Source organism: Streptomyces sp. NPDC002623 (assembly GCF_053592635.1).
This window is the reverse complement of sequence record NZ_JBSFWB010000002.1, coordinates 426211-443084: the sequence shown is the minus strand read 5'-3', so window position 1 is coordinate 443084 and position 16874 is coordinate 426211. Positions and strand designations below refer to the sequence as shown.

The window sequence follows — 16874 nt, the reverse complement described above, 5'->3', positions numbered from 1 at the left end:
GTGCTTTCTCAGGTTTCGGCGCTGCCGGCGGGACTGTGGTCCGTCCTGCGAGTCCACAGTGAAATATCGCTGCTCGTCGCTACGGCGATGGTCTGCCCGGAGGGCGAGAACCCGACCGCTCGGAGTTCGGAGTAGTGGGAGTGGAAGATGTGCCACCACCGCTCTCCGTGGGGACCGCGGTGGGGCAGGCCGCCGTCGCCGGAGAGCAGGACACGGTCGTTCGGCCAGGCCGGAGTGACGACCTCCAGAGTCCAGCCGTCCGCCGTAGTGGTGTGAAGCCCACCGCCGAAGAGCCCCGCGATACGCACGCGGCTACCGCTGATCGGCCCCAGTCCGGGGCAGGACAGGTCGGCAACGGCGTCGGGGGTGCCGTCCTCAGGGTCGGGGTCGCGGTCCCTGGCGATCTTCTCCCCGGTGACGGCGTCGAAGAGGCCGTGACCGTCGTGCGAGACGACCATCACCAGATCGCGACCATGGTCGGGATGCGACGCGAAGCCGATACCGAGGAGCCCGCCGACAGGCACGAAGGCAACCCGCCGCCACGGTTCGGGGGCAGGCACCACGGGAGCCGCGAGGAGCCGTGTCCGCAATGCCCGTTGGTACGCGGAGAGCTCTGGCTCAAGAACTGGCTGCTCGACCGGAACTGCTTTCTTCGTCCACTTCGCCACGGCTCCATGATCTCCGCTTCGGCAGGCCTGCCCAACGGAGTTGACGCAACTCTGCGCCCAGACAGGCAGCCTTGCAGGCTGTGAAAGCGGCTTGGTGATCCATGTCATTCTGTCCCGCTTCCGTGCCGCCGGGAAACGGCCGTCGCGGGCGGCGGGTAGGCCGATTTCCTGGGAGTACGCCTGGTGGACGGTGATCGTGGATTCCGAGTGGGCCGCGCGGATCCTGCGTTGCGGTTCTTTCGTGGCGTACAGCGTGAAGTCGGCCGGTTCAGGTGGTCATTGGTTTTCGGGTCGCTTGGTTTGACACCCGTCCTGCTTGGCTCAGAGCAGCAGGGGAAGGCCCACGAGTGTCGCGCCGCTTGCGCCGAGTGCGGCCATGAGTGATCCGGGCCAGTTGCCCGACTGGGCGTAGGTCAGCAGCCCTGCCAGCAGTCCTGCCACCACCGCGGCCAAGAGGATGAGAGCCCAGCGCAAGGACAGCCGCTCCGGCGGTGGCGGTGGCGGTGGCGTGGGCGAGGTCGGTTCGGACATACGGCACTCCTGCAGCTGCGTCAGGAAACCTCTCGAATGAGTGACCACCGTAGCCAGATGAGCGGTATCAGAGAAGGCTTCTGATGTGTCGTCACTGCGCGAAGGGGGTGCAAGGGGGCGGTTGCGGGTGGGCGCGCGCTCCGTTGTGCGCCCATAGGGCTCTCTGTGCTACTTCACGCGTTGGCCGGACGGCTGACCAGAACCGCGCTGTGACCTAGCATTCCCGCCATGACTGGTCCTGAATTAGACCCTCGCGTGGATTCCGAGGACGCCCTACGGGGTTCCACCGCCAAGGTGGTGGAACTGCTGGGCTGTCAGATCGTGGAAGGCGGAAAGCCGCGCGACCAGCACCTGACCGTGGACGCCGTCGTGCACGAGTTCGGGATCACCCGGCCCATGGCGCGCGAGGCACTGCAGACGCTGCATCAGAAGGGCCTGATCAATCTGCAGCCGCGGATCGGAGCCACCGTCCAGGCGCTGGAACGGTGGGACCTGCTGGACCCCGACGTGATCGCGTGGCGTCTGGAGGTGGCCCCCGACAGCCAAATGCGGTCACTCACCGAGCTGCGGGAGGTGATCGAGCCCCGGGCGGCCAGGCTTGCGGCGCTGAGCAGGTCCGCGGAGGTCTGCCACGACTTGACCAGCCAAGCCCGCACCTTGCTCGCCCTCAGCGAGGAACCGGACTTTGCGCAGCCGCGGGAAGGCGCCGCGATCCGGCAGCGCTTCCGGGACGTCGACGCCGCCTTCCACCGCACCCTGCTGGCCGGCTCGCGCAACGAATTGTTCCTGCGTCTCTCCCACCCGGTCGTCATGGCCCTGAACCACCGGATCGACCGGGACTGGGCGGGCGGTCACCAGGAAGCGACAGTCACGTCGGCGCGCGCCGCTGTCGGCGCCGACACCGTGCAGAGCTATCCGGCCCGGCCGGAGCCGATCGCCATGTGGCTGCACATGGGGCTGGCCTACGCCGTCGACCAGGGACTTGCGACGGCATCGGAGGCCTTCGCAGAGGCCATCCTCGCCGAGATCCGGGGCGGACGACTGCAGGATCCCGCGGTCCTCGACCATCTTCGGGCGGGGCTGGACGAGTTCAACGCGAACGGCCTGCCGACCGCCCATCGAGACGGTTTCCGGGAGGCCATGGCCGCGTTGGTCCGTGCTCGGCGCGCTCCCGTCGTCGTCATGGGGGTGACCGGGTGCGGCAAGACCACCGTGGGCCAGTACCTGGCGGAGTCGCTCCGGGTGCCCTTCGAGGAGGGGGACCGCTTCCACAGCAGGCCCAACCGGGAGTCGATGGAGCGCGGCGACCCGCTCGACGACCGGAGCCGCAGTCCGTGGCTGGCCGCCATCGCGGGCCGTATGCGGGCGGCGGGCTCGGAGGAAGGGCTGGTGATCACGTGCTCGGCCCTCAGACGTATCTACCGCGAGATGCTGCGTGTGGCCCGCCCCGACGCGTTCTTCGTGCACCTGGAACTCGGCCAGGACGAGGCCACCGCCCGCGTGGCCGGCAGACAGTCGCACTACATGCCCTCCTCCCTGGTGCCCTCACAGTTCGAGGACCTCGAACCGCTGCAGGACGACGAGGTCGGCATGACGGTCGACGCGACCCTGCCCGTCGAACGCATCGTCGCCGAGGTGCAGACCCGGCTGGCCCGGCACGCGCGGGGGCGCTGAGCCGGTCCGCCCGAGCACGGACCGCCGTCCGAGTCGCCCGGCCTGTGCGTGCGTTCCGCCGGCCGCGTGCGGACCGAGCCCCGGCAACGGGCTCGCCGCCCCCCTGTCGCCGCACGGCTCCGTGACCGACGACCCGAACGGTCGACCTCGACCATCTGACCCGACCGTTTGGCCTGGCCGCTTGACCCGACCGTTTGACCTGACCGTTTGAGCCTGGCCGTTTGAGTCTGGCCGTTTGGCCTGCCCGGTCGACCCTCCCGGTCGACCCGCCCGATTGACCCGCCCGATTTGACCTGCCCGATCGACCCGACCGAAGAGAAGGGGACCTCGTCATGCGGATCGAGTCTGCCGAGGTGATCGTCACCAGCCCGGGACGGAACTTCGTCACCCTGCGCCTCACCACCGAGGACGGCGTCACCGGCCTCGGCGACGCCACGCTGAACGGCCGGGAACTGGCCGTGCAGTCGTATCTGGACGACCATGTCGTCCCCCTGATCCTCGGCGGCGACGCCTCGCGTATCGAGGACACCTGGCAGTACCTCTACCGGGGCGCCTACTGGCGGCGCGGCCCCGTGACCATGGCGGCCATCGCGGCGGTCGACACGGCGCTGTGGGACATCAAGGCCAAGAGCGCCGGGATGCCCCTCTACCAGCTCCTCGGCGGCGCGTCCCGCAGCGGAGCCCTGGCCTACGGGCACGCCTCGGGCCGCGATGTGCCCGAACTGCTCGACTCCGTCCGCAAGCATCTGGAGCTGGGCTACCGCGCCATCCGCGTGCAGAGCGGCATCCCCGGCCTGGACTCGGTGTACGGGGTGGCTGCCTCCGGCGCGGAGGGCGCAGAGCGCTACGACTACGAGCCCGCGCGCCGCGCCACCGTCGGCGGGCGGCTCCGCCCGACGGTGGAGATCTGGGACACCCGCGCGTATCTGCGGCACATGCCGTCCGTCTTCGAGGCCGTCCGGGCGGAGTTCGGTCCCGAACTGCCGTTGCTGCACGACGGGCACCACCGGATGACGCCGATCCAGGCCGCTCAGCTGGGCAAGGCACTGGAGCCGTACGACCTGTTCTGGCTGGAGGACGCCACGCCCGCGGAGGATCAGGCGGCCCTACGGCTGATCAGGCAGCACACGACGACACCGTTGGCGATCGGTGAGGTCTTCAACTCGGTGTACGACTACACCACGTTGCTGAGCGAGCGGCTGATCGACTACGTGCGATCCGCCGTCACCCACACCGGTGGTGTAACCGCCATGAAGAAGCTGCTCGACCTCGCAGATGTCTACGGCATCAAGTCCGGGATGCACGGCCCGACCGACATCTCCCCGGTGGGCATGGCCGCGGCGCTCCACCTGGACCTGGCCATCCACAACTTCGGCATCCAGGAGTACATGCAGCACTCCGAGCGGACGCTGGAGGTCTTCCGCACCTCGTTCCGGTTCGAGGACGGGCTGCTGCACCCGTCCGACACCCCGGGACTCGGAGTCGAACTCGACACCGAGGCGGCGCGCCACTTCCCGTACGAACCGGCGTACCTGCCGGTCAACAGGCTGCGGGACGGGACCGTGCACGACTGGTGAGCACCGTCCGCCGACGGTTGCGGAATGCGTCGGCCGGTCCGGATCGGGGTCGCGGTCCCGGGCAGACTTCCTTACGCCCTCGTCTCTGAAAGGATCCGGCCGGCGCCGGACAGGACGGGTTGTGGAATCCATGACGGAAGAGGAGTCGCGCCAGAGGCAGCGGGCGCGCTTCGAAAGACTGGCGCACGTGGTGGTGGAACCGTTGCACCGGTATCTGCTGCGACGGACGAGCGCCGACATGGTCGACGACATCCTGGCGGAGGCGATGCTGGTGCTGTGGCGCCGTATTGACGACGTCCCCGGCCTGGGGTCGGCGCCGGCTTCCCTGCCTGACCTCGACCCCGACCCTGACCCCGACCTCGACCCCGACCTCGACCCCGATGACGTGCTGCCGTGGTGCTACGGGGTGGCACGGGGCTGCCTGGCGAATGCCCGCCGTGCCGACGGGCGCCGACTCCGGCTGGTGGAGCGGTTGATCCGGACGCAGGAGGAGCAGCCGGCCGGGGTCGCCGACCACAGCGATCTGCACGCCGCGCTCGCCTCCCTCGGGGCGCTGGACCGTGAGGTGGTGCGGCTGTGGGCGTGGGAGGGGCTGGCACCCCGGCAGATCGCGGAGGCGACCGGGTTGACGTCCAACGCCGTGAGCATCCGGCTGCACCGGGCGAAAACGAAACTCGCCGAACAACTCAGGCGAAAGCATGACGAACCGTCCGGACACAAGAGAGATGAAGGAAGGAGCGGTCAGTGAATGACGACGAGTTGCTGGCCCGGCTGAAGTCCGCGGACCCGGCGCTGGCCCCACATGCTCCGCTGCCTGACATCGACCGACTTGTGGAGGACATCTTGACCACCGACACCACGCTCCAGACCGGCAGTACGGTCCCCGTGAAGACCGCCGCGCGACGGAGCCGCCGTCAGCTCCTCGGACTCGCGGCGGCTGCCGGTCTGCTACTGCTCGGCGGCGGCATCGCCGGAGGAGTCATGGCGAACGACGACAACGGGCACCCGGCCTCGGCCGGCCCACTGAAACTCACCACCCAGGGCGGCTTCGGCAACCAGAAGTGTGTGGCACCCGGTCCCGACACCCTGCGTGGGTACCCGACCCTCTTCGTGGGAACGGTCACCTCCATCAAGGGTTCCACGGTCACCTTCCGCGTCGACGACTGGTTCAAGGGCGGTGACACGGAGACGGTGGTGCTCGACAGTGACGCGAACCGGCCGGAGGCGCTGACGTTCTCGGAAGGTGAGCGCTACATCGTGGCCGCCGAGAACGGCGTCGTCCCGGTGTGCGGTACGAACGGGGCCTCGGACGAGACGGTCGACGAGCTCCGCCAGGCATTCGGGAAGTAAGGGCAACCAGCCGCAAGGGCAACCGGCTGCCCGGACGATCCGAGCCCACCGACGGCCGCGGTGGGCTCGGACCGGCCGAACGCTCCGGAGCGCGTGACGGCCGAGTTCCTGGACGATCACGACATCGAGGTGGTCGTGCACGGAGACGACATCTCGCCGGAGACCGTCGAAGAGGTCTTCGGTCCGGTGGCCGCTGCGGGGAAGTTGCAGCTCGTGAAATACACGGCGGGTGTCTCCACCACTGACCTCATCCGAAGGTGCGTGACGCGAGGCATCTCCTCGTGATCTCCGTGTGATGCCGCTCGGCGGACGCGGGCCCGTGCAGTTCGCGAGCCGGGTCGGCCGGGCCCGGAATCGGTGGGGACCCTCGTGCGTTGAGGTCAGTGGGCTGGGATGCCGGTGGTGTGCGAACCGAGCAGCCCGCGTGACCGAGCCGACAGATATTGGAGGGGCCGTAATGGCGTCGCAGACGCAGAGGGCCGTGCTGGCTGGTGGATGCTTCTGGGGGATGGAGGAGCTGATACGCCGACTCCCGGGCGTGACGGCGACCCGGGTCGGATACACGGGGGGTGACGTGGCGAACGCGACGTACCGTAACCACGGCACGCACGCGGAGGCCATCGAGATCGTCTTCGATCCCGAGAAGACCGACTTCCGCGCGCTCCTGGAGTTCTTCTTCCAGATCCACGACCCGAGCACCAAGAACCGCCAGGGCAACGACATCGGCCTCAGCTACCGCTCGGCGATCTACTACGTGGACGACGAGCAGAAGCGGATCGCCGAGGACACGATCGCGGATGTGGACGCCTCCGGACTGTGGCCCGGCAAGGTCGTCACCGAGGTGGAGCCGGTCGGCCCCTTCTGGGAGGCCGAGCCCGAGCACCAGGACTATCTGCAGCGTTACCCGGACGGCTACACCTGCCACTTCCCGCGCCCGGGATGGCGGCTGCCCGCCCGCGCGGAGGGCTGACGGCGCGGCGGTCCGGCGAAGGGCGGAAGGCGCAGGCCGGCCCGGCCGACTGGCCGGCCCGGCCGACTGGCCGGGCCGGCCCGGCCGAGGCTTCGCCCGACGGTCCGCCGACCTCAGTGCGGCAGCGTGGCCGGGCTGCCGCCGTTCGCCTCGTAGCCCGCCACCGCCAGCGCCCGGTAGATCGCGAACTCGCCCGCCGGGTCGGGGGAGAGGGTCCAGGGGAGGGCGCCGACGTGTCCGTCCACATGTATGAGCTGGCTCATCGCCTCGGACCAGCGCTCGGCCCGCACCAGGAAGAAGATCAGCAGGTGGCGGACGTGCGCCAGCATCGGGTCGTCGGGCCGGGCCGCGTGCACCGCGAACAGCGCGCCGTGCATCGCCTTCGTCACGACCTCGCTCTGGTAGAAGCCGCTGACCAGGTTCACCTCGGGCAGGTGCTCGAAGACCGCGAACAGGGGCATGGCCGCGAGGAGCGAGCCCTGGGGGGCTCTGGCCGCTGCCGCCTCCGCGAAGGCGTTCGCCATCTCGCGCGAACCGTGCCACTTCTCGCACCAGTAGTGCAGGGCCGCCAGATGCGCCCCCATGTGCGCCGGAGCGCGGTCCAGGATCTTCAGCCAGAGCTGCTCGAACTCCGCCTGCGGGTAGTTCAGGCCACGGGCCACGGACAGCTCGACGATGTACGGGATCGGGTCGCCGGGGGCGAGCAGCGCCGCCTGACCGCAGGCGTCCTTCGCCTCCTCCATGATGATCCGGAAGTCGTCCGTGCCCCGCGTCGACGTCCGCCACGCCTGCTGGACCAGGAACTCGGCGTGCACCGCCGCACCGCCCGCGTCCTTCGGGGCCTCGGTCCGCCACACCCGCAGCCACTGCCCGCCCGGCGTCTCGCTGACACCGCCCGGCCGCTGCTGCAGCTCCAGCGCCGCCGCGCCCGCGAAGGCCTGCACGCGCTGCCAGCGCAGCTCACCCTCCGTCTCGGTGCCGGCGAGCAGCTGCTGCGCGGCCCGGTAGTCCTGCGTGTGCTGCACCACGTCCAGCACGTCCAGCAGGTCCTGGTCGGGGCCGGGCATGCGGATGTCCAGCTCCTCCGTGCGCACGAATCCGTAGGTCGCCGGGTCCGCGGCGTCCGGGTGATCCGCCGGGACCAGCTCGATCTGGCCGCGCCTGCGCCGCAGGAACGGCAGCAGCACGAAGCCGATCAGGACCAGCGCAATCAGGACCCAGAGAATCTCCATGCCACAAGCGAACCAGACCGCGCCGACAATTGGCCAACCCGCCCCCGCACCTGTGGACAACTGTCCGCTCACAGCCGAGAAAACCGCCCGTCCCACGCCCGTTCCACGCCCGTCGCACGCCCGTCCCGGGCCCTGCCCGCGTCCGGCGCGCGAGCGGACTACGCTCGTTGTCCATGAGTGACAGGCACATCAGTCAGCATTTCGAGACCCTCGCGATCCACGCGGGCAACACCGCCGATCCCCTCACCGGCGCGGTCGTCCCGCCGATCTACCAGGTCTCGACCTACAAGCAGGACGGCGTCGGCGGCCTGCGCGGCGGCTACGAGTACAGCCGCAGCGCCAACCCGACCAGGACCGCCCTGGAGGAGAACCTCGCCGCGCTCGAAGGCGGCATCCGAGGCCTTGCGTTCGCTTCCGGACTGGCGGCCGAGGACTGCCTGCTGCGTACGCTGCTCAGCCCCGGCGACCACGTGGTCATCCCCAACGACGCGTACGGCGGCACCTTCCGGCTCTTCGCCAAGGTCGTCGCCCGGTGGGGGGTCGAGTGGTCGGTCGCCGACACCAGCGATCCGTCCGCCGTGCGGGCCGCCCTCACCCCGAAGACCAAGGCGGTGTGGGTGGAGACCCCCTCCAACCCGCTGCTCGGCATCACCGACATCGCCGCCGTCGCCCAGATCGCCCGTGACGCGGGCGCCCGGCTCGTCGTCGACAACACCTTCGCCACGCCGTATCTGCAGCAGCCGCTGGCGCTCGGCGCGGACGTCGTCGTGCACTCCCTGACCAAGTACATGGGCGGTCACTCGGACGTCGTCGGCGGCGCGCTGATCACCGGCGACGCGGAGCTGGGCGAGGAGCTGGCGTTCCACCAGAACGCGATGGGCGCGGTCGCCGGGCCCTTCGACTCCTGGCTGGTGCTGCGCGGCACGAAGACGCTGTCGGTGCGCATGGACCGGCACAGCGAGAACGCCACCAAGGTCGCCGACATGCTGACGCGGCACGCACGCGTGACGAGCGTGCTGTACCCGGGCCTGCCGGAGCACCCCGGTCACGAGGTCGCCGCCAAGCAGATGCGGGCGTTCGGCGGCATGATCTCCTTCCGGGTGACCGGCGGTGAGGAGGCGGCCGTCGAGGTCTGCAACCGCGCCAAGGTGTTCACCCTGGGCGAGTCCCTGGGCGGCGTCGAGTCCCTCATCGAGCACCCGGGGCGCATGACGCACGCGTCCGTGGCCGGTTCCGCCCTCGAGGTGCCCGCCGATCTCGTCCGTCTCTCCGTGGGCATCGAGAACGTCGACGATCTCCTCGAAGACCTGCAGCAGGCCCTCGGCTAGACCCTCGCCGGGGCTTGTCCGTCACCAGTCGGTGAGCGGTGGAGTCGTCTCCGACGGCGGCTCCACCCAGGGCTGGGCGATCACCGCCCAGACCACGAACGCCACGGTCGCCGCGAGCAGCAGCAGCCACAGCAGCCGCCGGGCGATCGTCCGCCGGCGCAGCATGCGGCTGCCCCGGCGTACGACGTCCGCGTGCAGCTCCGCGGGCACGTGCGGCGCCGTCCGCTCCATGATCTGCCGTACGGCGGCGTCCCGCTCGGCGCGGTTCACGACGCGGCCGCTTTCGCCCGGCGGACCGCGGGCGCCGGTCCGCGCGGGGGGTGCAGAAGCGTCGCCGTCGCGCGGTCGCAGACCGTGCGGACCCGGTCCTTGGGGAGGCCGAGCAGGGCCGCCACCTGCTCCTCGGCGACGCCCTCGTACAGCCTCAGGACCAGGACGAGGCGTTCCTGGGGAGTGAGCCGGGCCAGTGCTCCGACGGCGGCGGGCCGCTGCAGGATGCGGCCCAGGGGCAGCGCGCCGTACTGGTGCCAGGCGCCGTGCAGGAAACGGGTGGCGAGGTGCTCGCGGGCACGGTTGTACGGATCCTCGCCGTGCAGTCGGTCCCAGCACGCGTACGTGTGCGCGAGGGCGAGCGTCAGCAGGCGACGCGCGCGCGGGTTGGCGTCCGGGGCCTCGGCCGTGAGCAGTGTCGCGGCGTGCAGCAGCCGTCCGCCCGCTCCGGCGACGAACGCCTCGAACTCCCGGGCCCGGCGGGCTTCCTGGGCCGCACGCGTCTCTCGCACACCGAGCCTCCCGCCCGACGGCGTCCCCCTGAACCCCTGGATCCCGGAGCTCCCCGAGCTTCCCGAACTTCCGGGGCTTTCGGAGCTTTCGGATCCCTGGCCTCTGGACGGCCATGTCCTCCGGTCTCATATGAGGCCAGGGGCAGGCTTTCGGTCAAGGGCCGCGCACTCCTCGTTCGAGGGCCGCGCACGCCTCGGCGAAGAGCCGTGCACGCCTGGGCGAAGAGCCGCGCGCTTCTCGCTTCTCGCTCAGGACACGGTCTATGACGGCTCCGCGCCCGGCAGGCCCTGGGCGGCCATCCGGGAGGACAGCGCGGTGTTGAAGCGCGTGAGGAGCGTGCAGAACGCCTCGCGCTCCTCCGGCGCCCACTCTTCCGTGAGCTCGGCCATCAACTGCCGCCGGGAGGACCGTACTTCCTCCAGACGCGACTGCCCGCGCGGGGACAACTGCAGCACCACGGCCCGTCCGTCCTCGGGGTGCGAGGTCCGCTTGACCAGGCCGGTGTCGACGAGCGGGGCCACCTGCCGGGTGACCGTGGACGAGTCGATGCCCATGCTCGCGGCGAGCGCCTTGACGCCCATCGGGCCTTCCTTGTCGAGGCGGTTGAGCAGCAGGTATGCGGCGCGGTCCATGGAGTTGCGCACCTGCCCGACACCGCCGAGCCGGGTCTGTTCGGCACGGCGGGCGAACACCGCGACCTCGTGCTGCAGCGTGTCGAGAAGACCGGTGTCACCGACGGTCGTCATGTCCATCGACATTTCAGGTGTTGTGGGCATGGCCGGGGGCTCACTTCATGAAGGGGCTGCTGGAATGGGGGACAGAGTACGCGGCTGGAAGGCGGGTCGTACCGGCGCTGAGGAAACCGGTCTCGGAGGTTGGTCACAGCGGCCGTTCCCGCCTGTGAACTGCGATGCTGGTGTCATGAGCTACCGCCCGGCTGACTCCTTGCGTGCCGTCACCCTCGACGATGTGCGTGGCGCCCAGAAGATGCTGTCGGGCGTCGCGCGGATGACCGCGATGGAGGGCAGCAGGCACCTTTCCCAGTTGGTGGGGGCTCCGGTGCACTTCAAGTGCGAGAACCTCCAGCGGACGGGATCGTTCAAGCTGCGCGGCGCGTACGTCCGGATCTCCGGGCTGCTGCCGGAGGAACGGGCCGCCGGGGTCGTCGCGGCGAGCGCGGGCAACCACGCGCAGGGCGTCGCGCTGGCCTCGTCGCTGCTGGGCGTGCGTTCCACGGTGTTCATGCCGCAGGGCGCGCCGCTTCCCAAGATCAGCGCCACCCGCGAGTACGGCGCCGAGGTGCGCCTGCACGGCTCGGTGGTCGACGAGACGCTGGCCGCCGCGCAGGAGTACGCCGACGCGACGGGGGCGGTGTTCATCCACCCCTTCGACCACCCCGACGTCATCGCGGGGCAGGGCACGGTCGGCCTGGAGATCCTGGAGCAGTGCCCGGAGGTGCGCACGATCGTCGTCGGGGTCGGCGGCGGCGGTCTGGCGGCGGGCATCGCCGTCGCGGTGAAGGCGCTGCGGCCGGACGTGCGGATCGTCGGCGTGCAGGCGGCGGGGGCCGCGGCGTATCCGCCGTCGCTGGCGGCCGGGCGGCCGGTGTCGATCCCCAACCCGGCGACGATGGCCGACGGCATCAAGGTCGGCCGGCCCGGCGATGTGCCGTTCGCCCTCGTCGGCGATCTGGTGGACGAGGTGCGCACGGTGACGGAGGACGAGTTGTCCACCGCGCTGCTGCTGTGCCTGGAGCGGGCCAAGCTGGTCGTCGAGCCGGCCGGCGCCAGCCCGGTGGCCGCGCTGCTGAGCCGGCCCGAATCCTTCGACGGGCCGGTCGTCGCGGTGCTGTCCGGCGGCAACGTCGATCCGGTGCTGATGGAGCGGGTGCTGCGGCACGGCATGGCGGCGCAGGGCCGCTACCTGGCCGTACGGCTGCGGCTGACGGACCGGCCGGGCGCCCTCGCCACGCTGCTCGGCGTGTTGTCAGCGGTCGATGTCAACGTTCTGGACGTGGGCCATGTGCGGACCGATCCCCGGCTCGGGCTGACCGAGGCGGAGGTCGAGCTGCACCTGGAGACGAAGGGTCCGGCGCACTGCGCCGAGGTCGGCCGGGCCCTGCGCGAGTCCGGCTACACCGTCATCGCCTGACCGCCTGACCGCCTGACCGCCTGACCGCCTGACCGCCTGACCGCCTGACCGCCTGACCGACCGACTGGCTGATTGGTCCAGGTCGGATCCCTTCTCCGTCACTCGTTCGAGTAAGTCCGTTGTGAGACGCGATACATCGCGTTATGGTGTGTCGCATGCCGCTCATTCCATGCCCGGTCCTGCGGAGAGACGGGTGGAACGAAAAGTGCAAACCTAGGCTTTCTGAAGAATCCCCAACGACGTGGAGACTCATATGCCAGGCGCCATCTACGCCGAAGGTCTGGTCAAGGCCTTCGGCGACGTAAAGGCTCTGGACGGCGTCGACCTCGACGTCCCGGAGGGCACCGTCCTCGGCCTGCTCGGGCCGAACGGGGCGGGCAAGACCACCGCGGTCCGCTGTCTGACCACCCTCCTGCGCCCCGATCGGGGCCGGGCCGTCGTCGCCGGCTTCGACGTGCTCAAGCACCCCAACGAGGTGCGCCGCTCGATCGGCCTGTCCGGCCAGTTCGCCGCGGTCGACGAATACCTCACCGGCCGCGAGAACCTCCAGATGGTCGGTCAGCTCTACCAGATGAGATCCCGTGCGGCCAAGGTCCGGGCCGCCGAACTGCTCGACCAGTTCGACCTCGCGGACGCCGCCGACCGCACCGCCAAGACCTACTCCGGAGGCATGCGCCGCCGCCTCGACCTGGCCGCGGCGCTGGTGGTCTCGCCGCCCGTGATGTTCATGGACGAGCCGACGACCGGCCTCGACCCGCGCAACCGCCAGCTCCTGTGGGAGGTGATCAAGCGTCTGGTCTCCGGCGGCACGACGCTGCTGCTGACCACTCAGTACCTCGAAGAGGCCGACCACCTCGCGCATGACATCGCGGTCGTCGACCACGGCCGCGTCATCGCCCGCGGCACCTCCGACCAGCTCAAGGCCCGCACCGGCGGCGAGCGCGTGGAGGTTGTCGTGCACGATCGCGAACACATCGCCACGGCCGCGGAGGTACTGGCCGGCTTCGGCAAGGGCGAGACAACCGTCGAGCAGCACACGCGCAAGCTCACCGTGCCCGTCGCGGGCGGCGCCAAGCTCCTCGCCGAGGTCATCCGCGAGCTCGACACCCGCGGCATAGGGATAGACGACATAGGCCTGCGCCGCCCCACCCTCGACGACGTCTTCCTCTCCCTGACGGGACACGTGGCCGAAGCGAAGGCCGAGGGCAACGAGCACAGCGAACGCAACGGACAGAGCGAGAGGGAGACCGTCAAATGAGTGCCGTCACCGACGCCGTACGCGGCGCGGCGCCCGCGCCCGCCCATCCGCTCGGACAGTCCGTCCGCGACTCACTGGTCGTTGCTAAGCGCAACTTGATTCGGATGTCCCGGATCCCGGAAATGGTCATTTTCGGGCTCATTCAGCCAATTATGTTCGTGGTGCTCTTCACCTATGTGTTCGGCGGCTCCATGCAGATCGGCGGCAGCACGAGCGCCACCGACTACACGAACTTCCTCATGGCCGGCATCTTCGCGCAGACCGTCACCTTCGCCACCGCAGGCGCCGGCGCGGGCATCGCCGACGACATGCACAAGGGCCTCATAGACCGCTTCCGCTCCCTGCCCATGGCGCGCGGCGCGGTACTCACCGGGCGCACCCTCGCCGACCTGGTGCAGACGGCGCTCACGTTGCTGGTCCTGGCGGTCGTCGCGCTCCTGGTCGGCTGGCGGGTCGGGTCCGACGGCGACACCGACATCGGCCGGGTGCTGGGCGCCTTCGGTCTGCTGCTCCTGCTCGGGTACGCGTTCACCTGGATCGGCGCCCTGATCGGTCTGACCGTCCGCACACCCGAGGCGGCCACCTCCGGCGGGCTGATCTGGCTCTTTCCGGTGACCTTCATATCCAACGCGTTCGTCGACACCAGCAATATGACGCCCTGGCTGCGTCATGTGGCCGAGTGGAACCCCTTCAGCGCCACCGTCCAGGCCTGCCGGGTGCTGTTCGCCAACCCCGGCCAGTCGGCGTCGGACGCCTGGCCCATGCAGCACCCCGTCTGGGCCTCGCTGATCTACTCGGTGCTGATCGTCCTGATCTTCCGGACGCTGGCGGTCCGCAAGTACCGCTCGGCCACCGCATGACGAAGCCCCCGGCGGCACGGGGCGCCGGGGGCTCGTCCGGAAGGTCCGGGAACGGGAACGTCCGGGAAAGGGGGCTCAGCCGCTGTGAAGGTCAGGCGCTGTAGGGCTCGGCCTTGAGGATGCGCACGGAGGCCTTCTTGCCGTTCGGCAGCTCGTACTGCGCGTCCTCACCGACCTTGTGACCGATCACGCCGGTGCCCAGGGGCGACTGCGGCGAGTAGGTCTCGATGTCGGAGCTCGCGTACTCGCGAGAGGCGAGCAGGAACGTCGTCGTGTCGTCCTCGTCACCGTCGAACGCGATCGTCACGACCATGCCGGGCGCCACCGCGCCGTCCGTGGAAGCCGGGGCCTCGCCGACCTTGGCGTTGTCGAGAAGCTGGGTCAGCTGGCGCACACGAAGCTCCTGCTTGCCCTGCTCCTCCTTGGCCGCGTGGTACCCACCGTTCTCACGCAGGTCCCCCTCCTCGCGCGCAGCCGCGATCTTGGCGGCGATCTCCGTGCGCGCAGGACCAGTAAGGTACTCAAGCTCGACCTTGAGCTTGTTGTACGCCTCCTGGGTCAGCCAGGTGACGGACTCGCTGGTCTGGGTCACAGGTGCTCCTCGTCGGTACTGGGAATACAAAGCATCGCCCTACCCAGAAGCATGTTCCTCAGGGGATGGGCGAAACCACGAGCCTAACAATTCAGCGGGCGAAGGGGGAGGACATAAGGCACCAGAATTACGTCAACGCAGGTCAGCGTGTACGTATTGCGGAGGATGCCCCGCCTGGACGGCCCGGCGTCAGCCGGCGTGACAGCCGAGCAGCTCTGCCGTCGTGCCCTTGGCCGTCGTACGCAGGGTGACCACCCGGTCGATGCGCGTGTCCGAACCGGAGAAGCGGAAGTCCGCCCGGCCCACCTCGGTGCCGTCCTCGGCCTGCGAGCGGACCGTGCAGTAGCCGTTCGCGCCCGAGTCCTTGCGGACCTCCAGGTGGACCTGCACCGCATCGTCCGAGGCCACGTCGAAAGTGATCACCTCGGCGCTGATCTTGTTCTGGCCGACGTAGTGGTAGGCGAAGTAGCCGACCACCGCGAGCAGCAGCGCGCCGAGCACGGCACCGGCGATCTTGAGCTTGTGGTCGGCGTGCTCGTCCGAGGAGCGGCCGTAGCGGCCCTCGGGCAGTCGCGTGCTCGCCGTACTCATGATCGTCCTCCCGGCGCGGAATTAATCGCCCTCCGATTCGGTCACTATAGAAGCCTGCGATCGCGCCGGTTCACACCGGGCGCCGACTTACCGAGGATTGAGTCTTGACTGACCAGCTGCGACTGATGGCCGTCCACGCGCACCCCGACGACGAGTCGAGCAAGGGCGCGGCCACCATGGCGAAGTACGTGTCCGAGGGGGTGGACGTGCTGGTCGTGACCTGCACGGGCGGGGAGCGCGGCTCCATCCTCAACCCCAAGCTGCAGGGCGACAAGTACATCGAGGAGCACATCCACGAGGTACGCAAGAAGGAGATGGACGAGGCCCGCGAGATCCTCGGCGTCAGTCAGGAGTGGCTCGGCTTCGTCGACTCGGGCCTGCCCGAGGGCGACCCGCTGCCCCCGCTGCCCGACGGCTGCTTCGCGCTGGAGGACGTCGACAAGGCGGCCGGCGAGCTGGTCAAGCAGATCCGTTCGTTCCGCCCCCAGGTGATCACCACCTACGACGAGAACGGCGGCTACCCGCACCCCGACCACATCATGACCTACAAGATCTCGGTCGTGGCCTTCGACGGCGCGGACGACGCCGAGAAGTACCCCGAGGCCGAGTTCGGCCCGGTGTACCGGCCGCTGAAGCTCTACTACAACCAGGGCTTCAACCGCCCGCGCACGATGGCGCTGCACAACGCGATGATCGAGCGCGGCCTGGAGTCGCCCTACGCGGAGTGGCTCAAGCGCTGGGACGAGTTCGGGCAGCCGGAGCGCACGCTGACCACGCACATCCCGTGCGCCGACTTCTACGAGATCCGTGACAAGGCGCTGATCGCCCACGCCACGCAGATCGACCCCGACGGCGGCTGGTTCCGCGTTCCCATGGAGATCCAGCGGGAGGTCTGGCCGACCGAGGAGTACGAGCTCGCGAAGTCCCGCGTCGATACCTCCCTCCCCGAGGACGACCTCTTTGCGGGCATCCGCGACAATGCCTGACATGAGCGCAAGCGTGAGCCTGGCAATGACGCATCTCGTCCCCCTCGCCAAGGAGGTCGACGAGAACAAGGTCACTCCCGGCGTCCTCGGCTTCATCGTCTTCGCGGCGATGGCGGTGGCGGTGTGGGTTCTGATGAAGTCCATGAACAAGCACATGGGCAAGGTCGACTTCACCGAGCCGACGGGCCCGGACGAAGCCCCCGGCAAGGGCGCTCCGGCGAACACGCCGGGCACCGCGCCGACGACCGGGAAGCCGTCGTCGGCGACCTGAGGCGAAGGCGTAGGCGCGGGGCGGGGGCGGGGGCGAATCGCCCCGCCCCCGC

The 16874-nt window shown here is 69.7% G+C and carries 20 protein-coding genes and 1 pseudogene; 12 read left to right on the top strand and 9 right to left on the bottom strand.

The genetic code is table 11. The features are described 5' to 3' along the window. Positions 1–8 precede the first annotated feature (8 nt). The 3 genes and pseudogenes from ACWD4O_RS04705 to ACWD4O_RS04695 all read right to left on the bottom strand — a co-directional run bounded on the left by ACWD4O_RS04705 (position 9) and on the right by ACWD4O_RS04695 (position 1199). Positions 9–668 (bottom strand): hypothetical protein, encoded by a 660-nt coding sequence (locus tag ACWD4O_RS04705; RefSeq protein WP_451277739.1) that lies wholly within the window; start codon positions 666–668, stop codon positions 9–11. A gap of 96 nt (positions 669–764) precedes the next feature. After that, positions 765–920, bottom strand: a pseudogene (locus tag ACWD4O_RS04700) (DUF4291 family protein); the annotation flags it as partial. 69 nt (positions 921–989) lie between these two features. Next, a complete protein-coding gene (locus ACWD4O_RS04695; RefSeq protein ID WP_451277385.1) occupies positions 990–1199 on the bottom strand; it encodes a hypothetical protein in 210 nt (69 codons plus the stop codon). A 255-nt stretch (positions 1200–1454) separates the two neighbouring features. Between ACWD4O_RS04695 and ACWD4O_RS04690 the strand changes: the two genes are divergently transcribed. From ACWD4O_RS04690 to msrA, 6 genes are all read left to right on the top strand, one after another. Then, the gene (locus ACWD4O_RS04690; protein WP_451277383.1) at positions 1455–2873 is read left to right on the top strand and encodes a gluconokinase, GntK/IdnK-type; all 1419 of its coding nucleotides are present in this window, start codon (positions 1455–1457) and stop codon (positions 2871–2873) included. Between the two features lie 332 nt (positions 2874–3205). After that, positions 3206–4450, top strand: a complete 1245-nt coding sequence (manD, locus tag ACWD4O_RS04685) for a D-mannonate dehydratase ManD (RefSeq protein WP_451277381.1) — start codon at positions 3206–3208, stop codon at positions 4448–4450. A gap of 187 nt (positions 4451–4637) precedes the next feature. After that, positions 4638–5198 (top strand): RNA polymerase sigma factor, encoded by a 561-nt coding sequence (locus tag ACWD4O_RS04680; protein WP_451277379.1) that lies wholly within the window; start codon positions 4638–4640, stop codon positions 5196–5198. Then, positions 5195–5800 (top strand): hypothetical protein, encoded by a 606-nt coding sequence (locus ACWD4O_RS04675; RefSeq protein ID WP_451277377.1) that lies wholly within the window; start codon positions 5195–5197, stop codon positions 5798–5800. The genes ACWD4O_RS04680 and ACWD4O_RS04675 overlap by 4 nt, the downstream gene beginning before the upstream one ends. Positions 5801–5893: 93 nt before the next feature. After that, the gene (locus ACWD4O_RS04670) at positions 5894–6085 is read left to right on the top strand and encodes a hypothetical protein (protein WP_451277375.1); all 192 of its coding nucleotides are present in this window, start codon (positions 5894–5896) and stop codon (positions 6083–6085) included. A gap of 172 nt (positions 6086–6257) precedes the next feature. Further along, positions 6258–6770, top strand: coding sequence for a peptide-methionine (S)-S-oxide reductase MsrA (msrA, locus tag ACWD4O_RS04665; protein ID WP_451277373.1), 513 nt, complete (start codon positions 6258–6260; stop codon positions 6768–6770). A 113-nt stretch (positions 6771–6883) separates the two neighbouring features. Here the strand turns inward: msrA and ACWD4O_RS04660 are convergent, their stop codons facing one another. Continuing rightward, entirely contained in the window at positions 6884–8002 is a 1119-nt protein-coding gene (locus ACWD4O_RS04660) for a hypothetical protein (RefSeq protein WP_451277371.1), read from the bottom strand. Positions 8003–8175: 173 nt separating this feature from the next. Between ACWD4O_RS04660 and ACWD4O_RS04655 the strand changes: the two genes are divergently transcribed. Then, complete coding sequence (locus tag ACWD4O_RS04655) at positions 8176–9330, top strand: cystathionine gamma-synthase (RefSeq protein ID WP_451277369.1); 1155 nt, start codon at positions 8176–8178, stop codon at positions 9328–9330. 21 nt (positions 9331–9351) lie between these two features. Here ACWD4O_RS04655 and ACWD4O_RS04650 read toward each other — a convergent pair whose 3' ends face one another. The 3 genes from ACWD4O_RS04650 to ACWD4O_RS04640 form a co-directional block, all read right to left on the bottom strand. After that, complete coding sequence (locus ACWD4O_RS04650; RefSeq protein WP_351910120.1) at positions 9352–9600, bottom strand: hypothetical protein; 249 nt, start codon at positions 9598–9600, stop codon at positions 9352–9354. Further along, positions 9597–10112 (bottom strand): sigma factor-like helix-turn-helix DNA-binding protein, encoded by a 516-nt coding sequence (locus tag ACWD4O_RS04645; RefSeq protein ID WP_451277367.1) that lies wholly within the window; start codon positions 10110–10112, stop codon positions 9597–9599. The genes ACWD4O_RS04650 and ACWD4O_RS04645 overlap by 4 nt, the downstream gene beginning before the upstream one ends. A 261-nt stretch (positions 10113–10373) precedes the next feature. Then, entirely contained in the window at positions 10374–10871 is a 498-nt protein-coding gene (locus tag ACWD4O_RS04640) for a MarR family winged helix-turn-helix transcriptional regulator (protein WP_451277737.1), read from the bottom strand. 163 nt (positions 10872–11034) lie between these two features. Between ACWD4O_RS04640 and ilvA the strand changes: the two genes are divergently transcribed. From ilvA to ACWD4O_RS04625, 3 genes are all read left to right on the top strand, one after another. Then, positions 11035–12264, top strand: a complete 1230-nt coding sequence (ilvA, locus tag ACWD4O_RS04635) for a threonine ammonia-lyase (protein WP_451277365.1) — start codon at positions 11035–11037, stop codon at positions 12262–12264. A 253-nt stretch (positions 12265–12517) separates the two neighbouring features. Then, positions 12518–13522 carry an ATP-binding cassette domain-containing protein gene (locus ACWD4O_RS04630; protein WP_451277363.1) on the top strand — a complete coding sequence of 335 codons (1005 nt, stop codon included), beginning with the start codon at positions 12518–12520 and terminating at the stop codon, positions 13520–13522. Next, positions 13519–14382, top strand: coding sequence for an ABC transporter permease (locus ACWD4O_RS04625; RefSeq protein ID WP_451277361.1), 864 nt, complete (start codon positions 13519–13521; stop codon positions 14380–14382). The genes ACWD4O_RS04630 and ACWD4O_RS04625 overlap by 4 nt, the downstream gene beginning before the upstream one ends. A 91-nt stretch (positions 14383–14473) precedes the next feature. On the opposite strand, the gene greA is transcribed toward ACWD4O_RS04625, so the two are convergent. Together greA and ACWD4O_RS04615 are read right to left on the bottom strand one after the other, a co-directional pair. After that, positions 14474–14974, bottom strand: a complete 501-nt coding sequence (gene greA, locus ACWD4O_RS04620; protein ID WP_351910111.1) for a transcription elongation factor GreA — start codon at positions 14972–14974, stop codon at positions 14474–14476. Between the two features lie 189 nt (positions 14975–15163). Further along, positions 15164–15565, bottom strand: coding sequence for a DUF4307 domain-containing protein (locus tag ACWD4O_RS04615; protein ID WP_451277359.1), 402 nt, complete (start codon positions 15563–15565; stop codon positions 15164–15166). 125 nt (positions 15566–15690) lie between these two features. Here ACWD4O_RS04615 and mca point away from each other — a divergent pair, with 125 nt between their 5' ends. Further along, the gene (mca, locus tag ACWD4O_RS04610) at positions 15691–16551 is read left to right on the top strand and encodes a mycothiol conjugate amidase Mca (RefSeq protein ID WP_451277735.1); all 861 of its coding nucleotides are present in this window, start codon (positions 15691–15693) and stop codon (positions 16549–16551) included. Beyond that, entirely contained in the window at positions 16544–16822 is a 279-nt protein-coding gene (locus ACWD4O_RS04605) for a hypothetical protein (protein ID WP_451277357.1), read from the top strand. The genes mca and ACWD4O_RS04605 overlap by 8 nt, the downstream gene beginning before the upstream one ends. Positions 16823–16874: the final 52 nt, after the last annotated feature.

Coding starts and splice junctions, on each gene's coding strand:
- manD (WP_451277381.1), top strand. CDS start 3,206: ATGCGGATCGAGTCTGCCGAGGTGATCGTCACCAGCCCGGGACGGAAC.
- ACWD4O_RS04625 (WP_451277361.1), top strand. CDS start 13,519: ATGAGTGCCGTCACCGACGCCGTACGCGGCGCGGCGCCCGCGCCCGCC.
- msrA (WP_451277373.1), top strand. CDS start 6,258: ATGGCGTCGCAGACGCAGAGGGCCGTGCTGGCTGGTGGATGCTTCTGG.
- ACWD4O_RS04655 (WP_451277369.1), top strand. CDS start 8,176: ATGAGTGACAGGCACATCAGTCAGCATTTCGAGACCCTCGCGATCCAC.
- ACWD4O_RS04660 (WP_451277371.1), bottom strand. CDS start 8,002: ATGGAGATTCTCTGGGTCCTGATTGCGCTGGTCCTGATCGGCTTCGTG.
- ACWD4O_RS04640 (WP_451277737.1), bottom strand. CDS start 10,871: ATGTCGATGGACATGACGACCGTCGGTGACACCGGTCTTCTCGACACG.
- ACWD4O_RS04605 (WP_451277357.1), top strand. CDS start 16,544: ATGCCTGACATGAGCGCAAGCGTGAGCCTGGCAATGACGCATCTCGTC.
- ACWD4O_RS04615 (WP_451277359.1), bottom strand. CDS start 15,565: ATGAGTACGGCGAGCACGCGACTGCCCGAGGGCCGCTACGGCCGCTCC.
- mca (WP_451277735.1), top strand. CDS start 15,691: ATGGCCGTCCACGCGCACCCCGACGACGAGTCGAGCAAGGGCGCGGCC.
- ilvA (WP_451277365.1), top strand. CDS start 11,035: ATGAGCTACCGCCCGGCTGACTCCTTGCGTGCCGTCACCCTCGACGAT.
- ACWD4O_RS04630 (WP_451277363.1), top strand. CDS start 12,518: ATGCCAGGCGCCATCTACGCCGAAGGTCTGGTCAAGGCCTTCGGCGAC.
- ACWD4O_RS04695 (WP_451277385.1), bottom strand. CDS start 1,199: ATGTCCGAACCGACCTCGCCCACGCCACCGCCACCGCCACCGCCGGAG.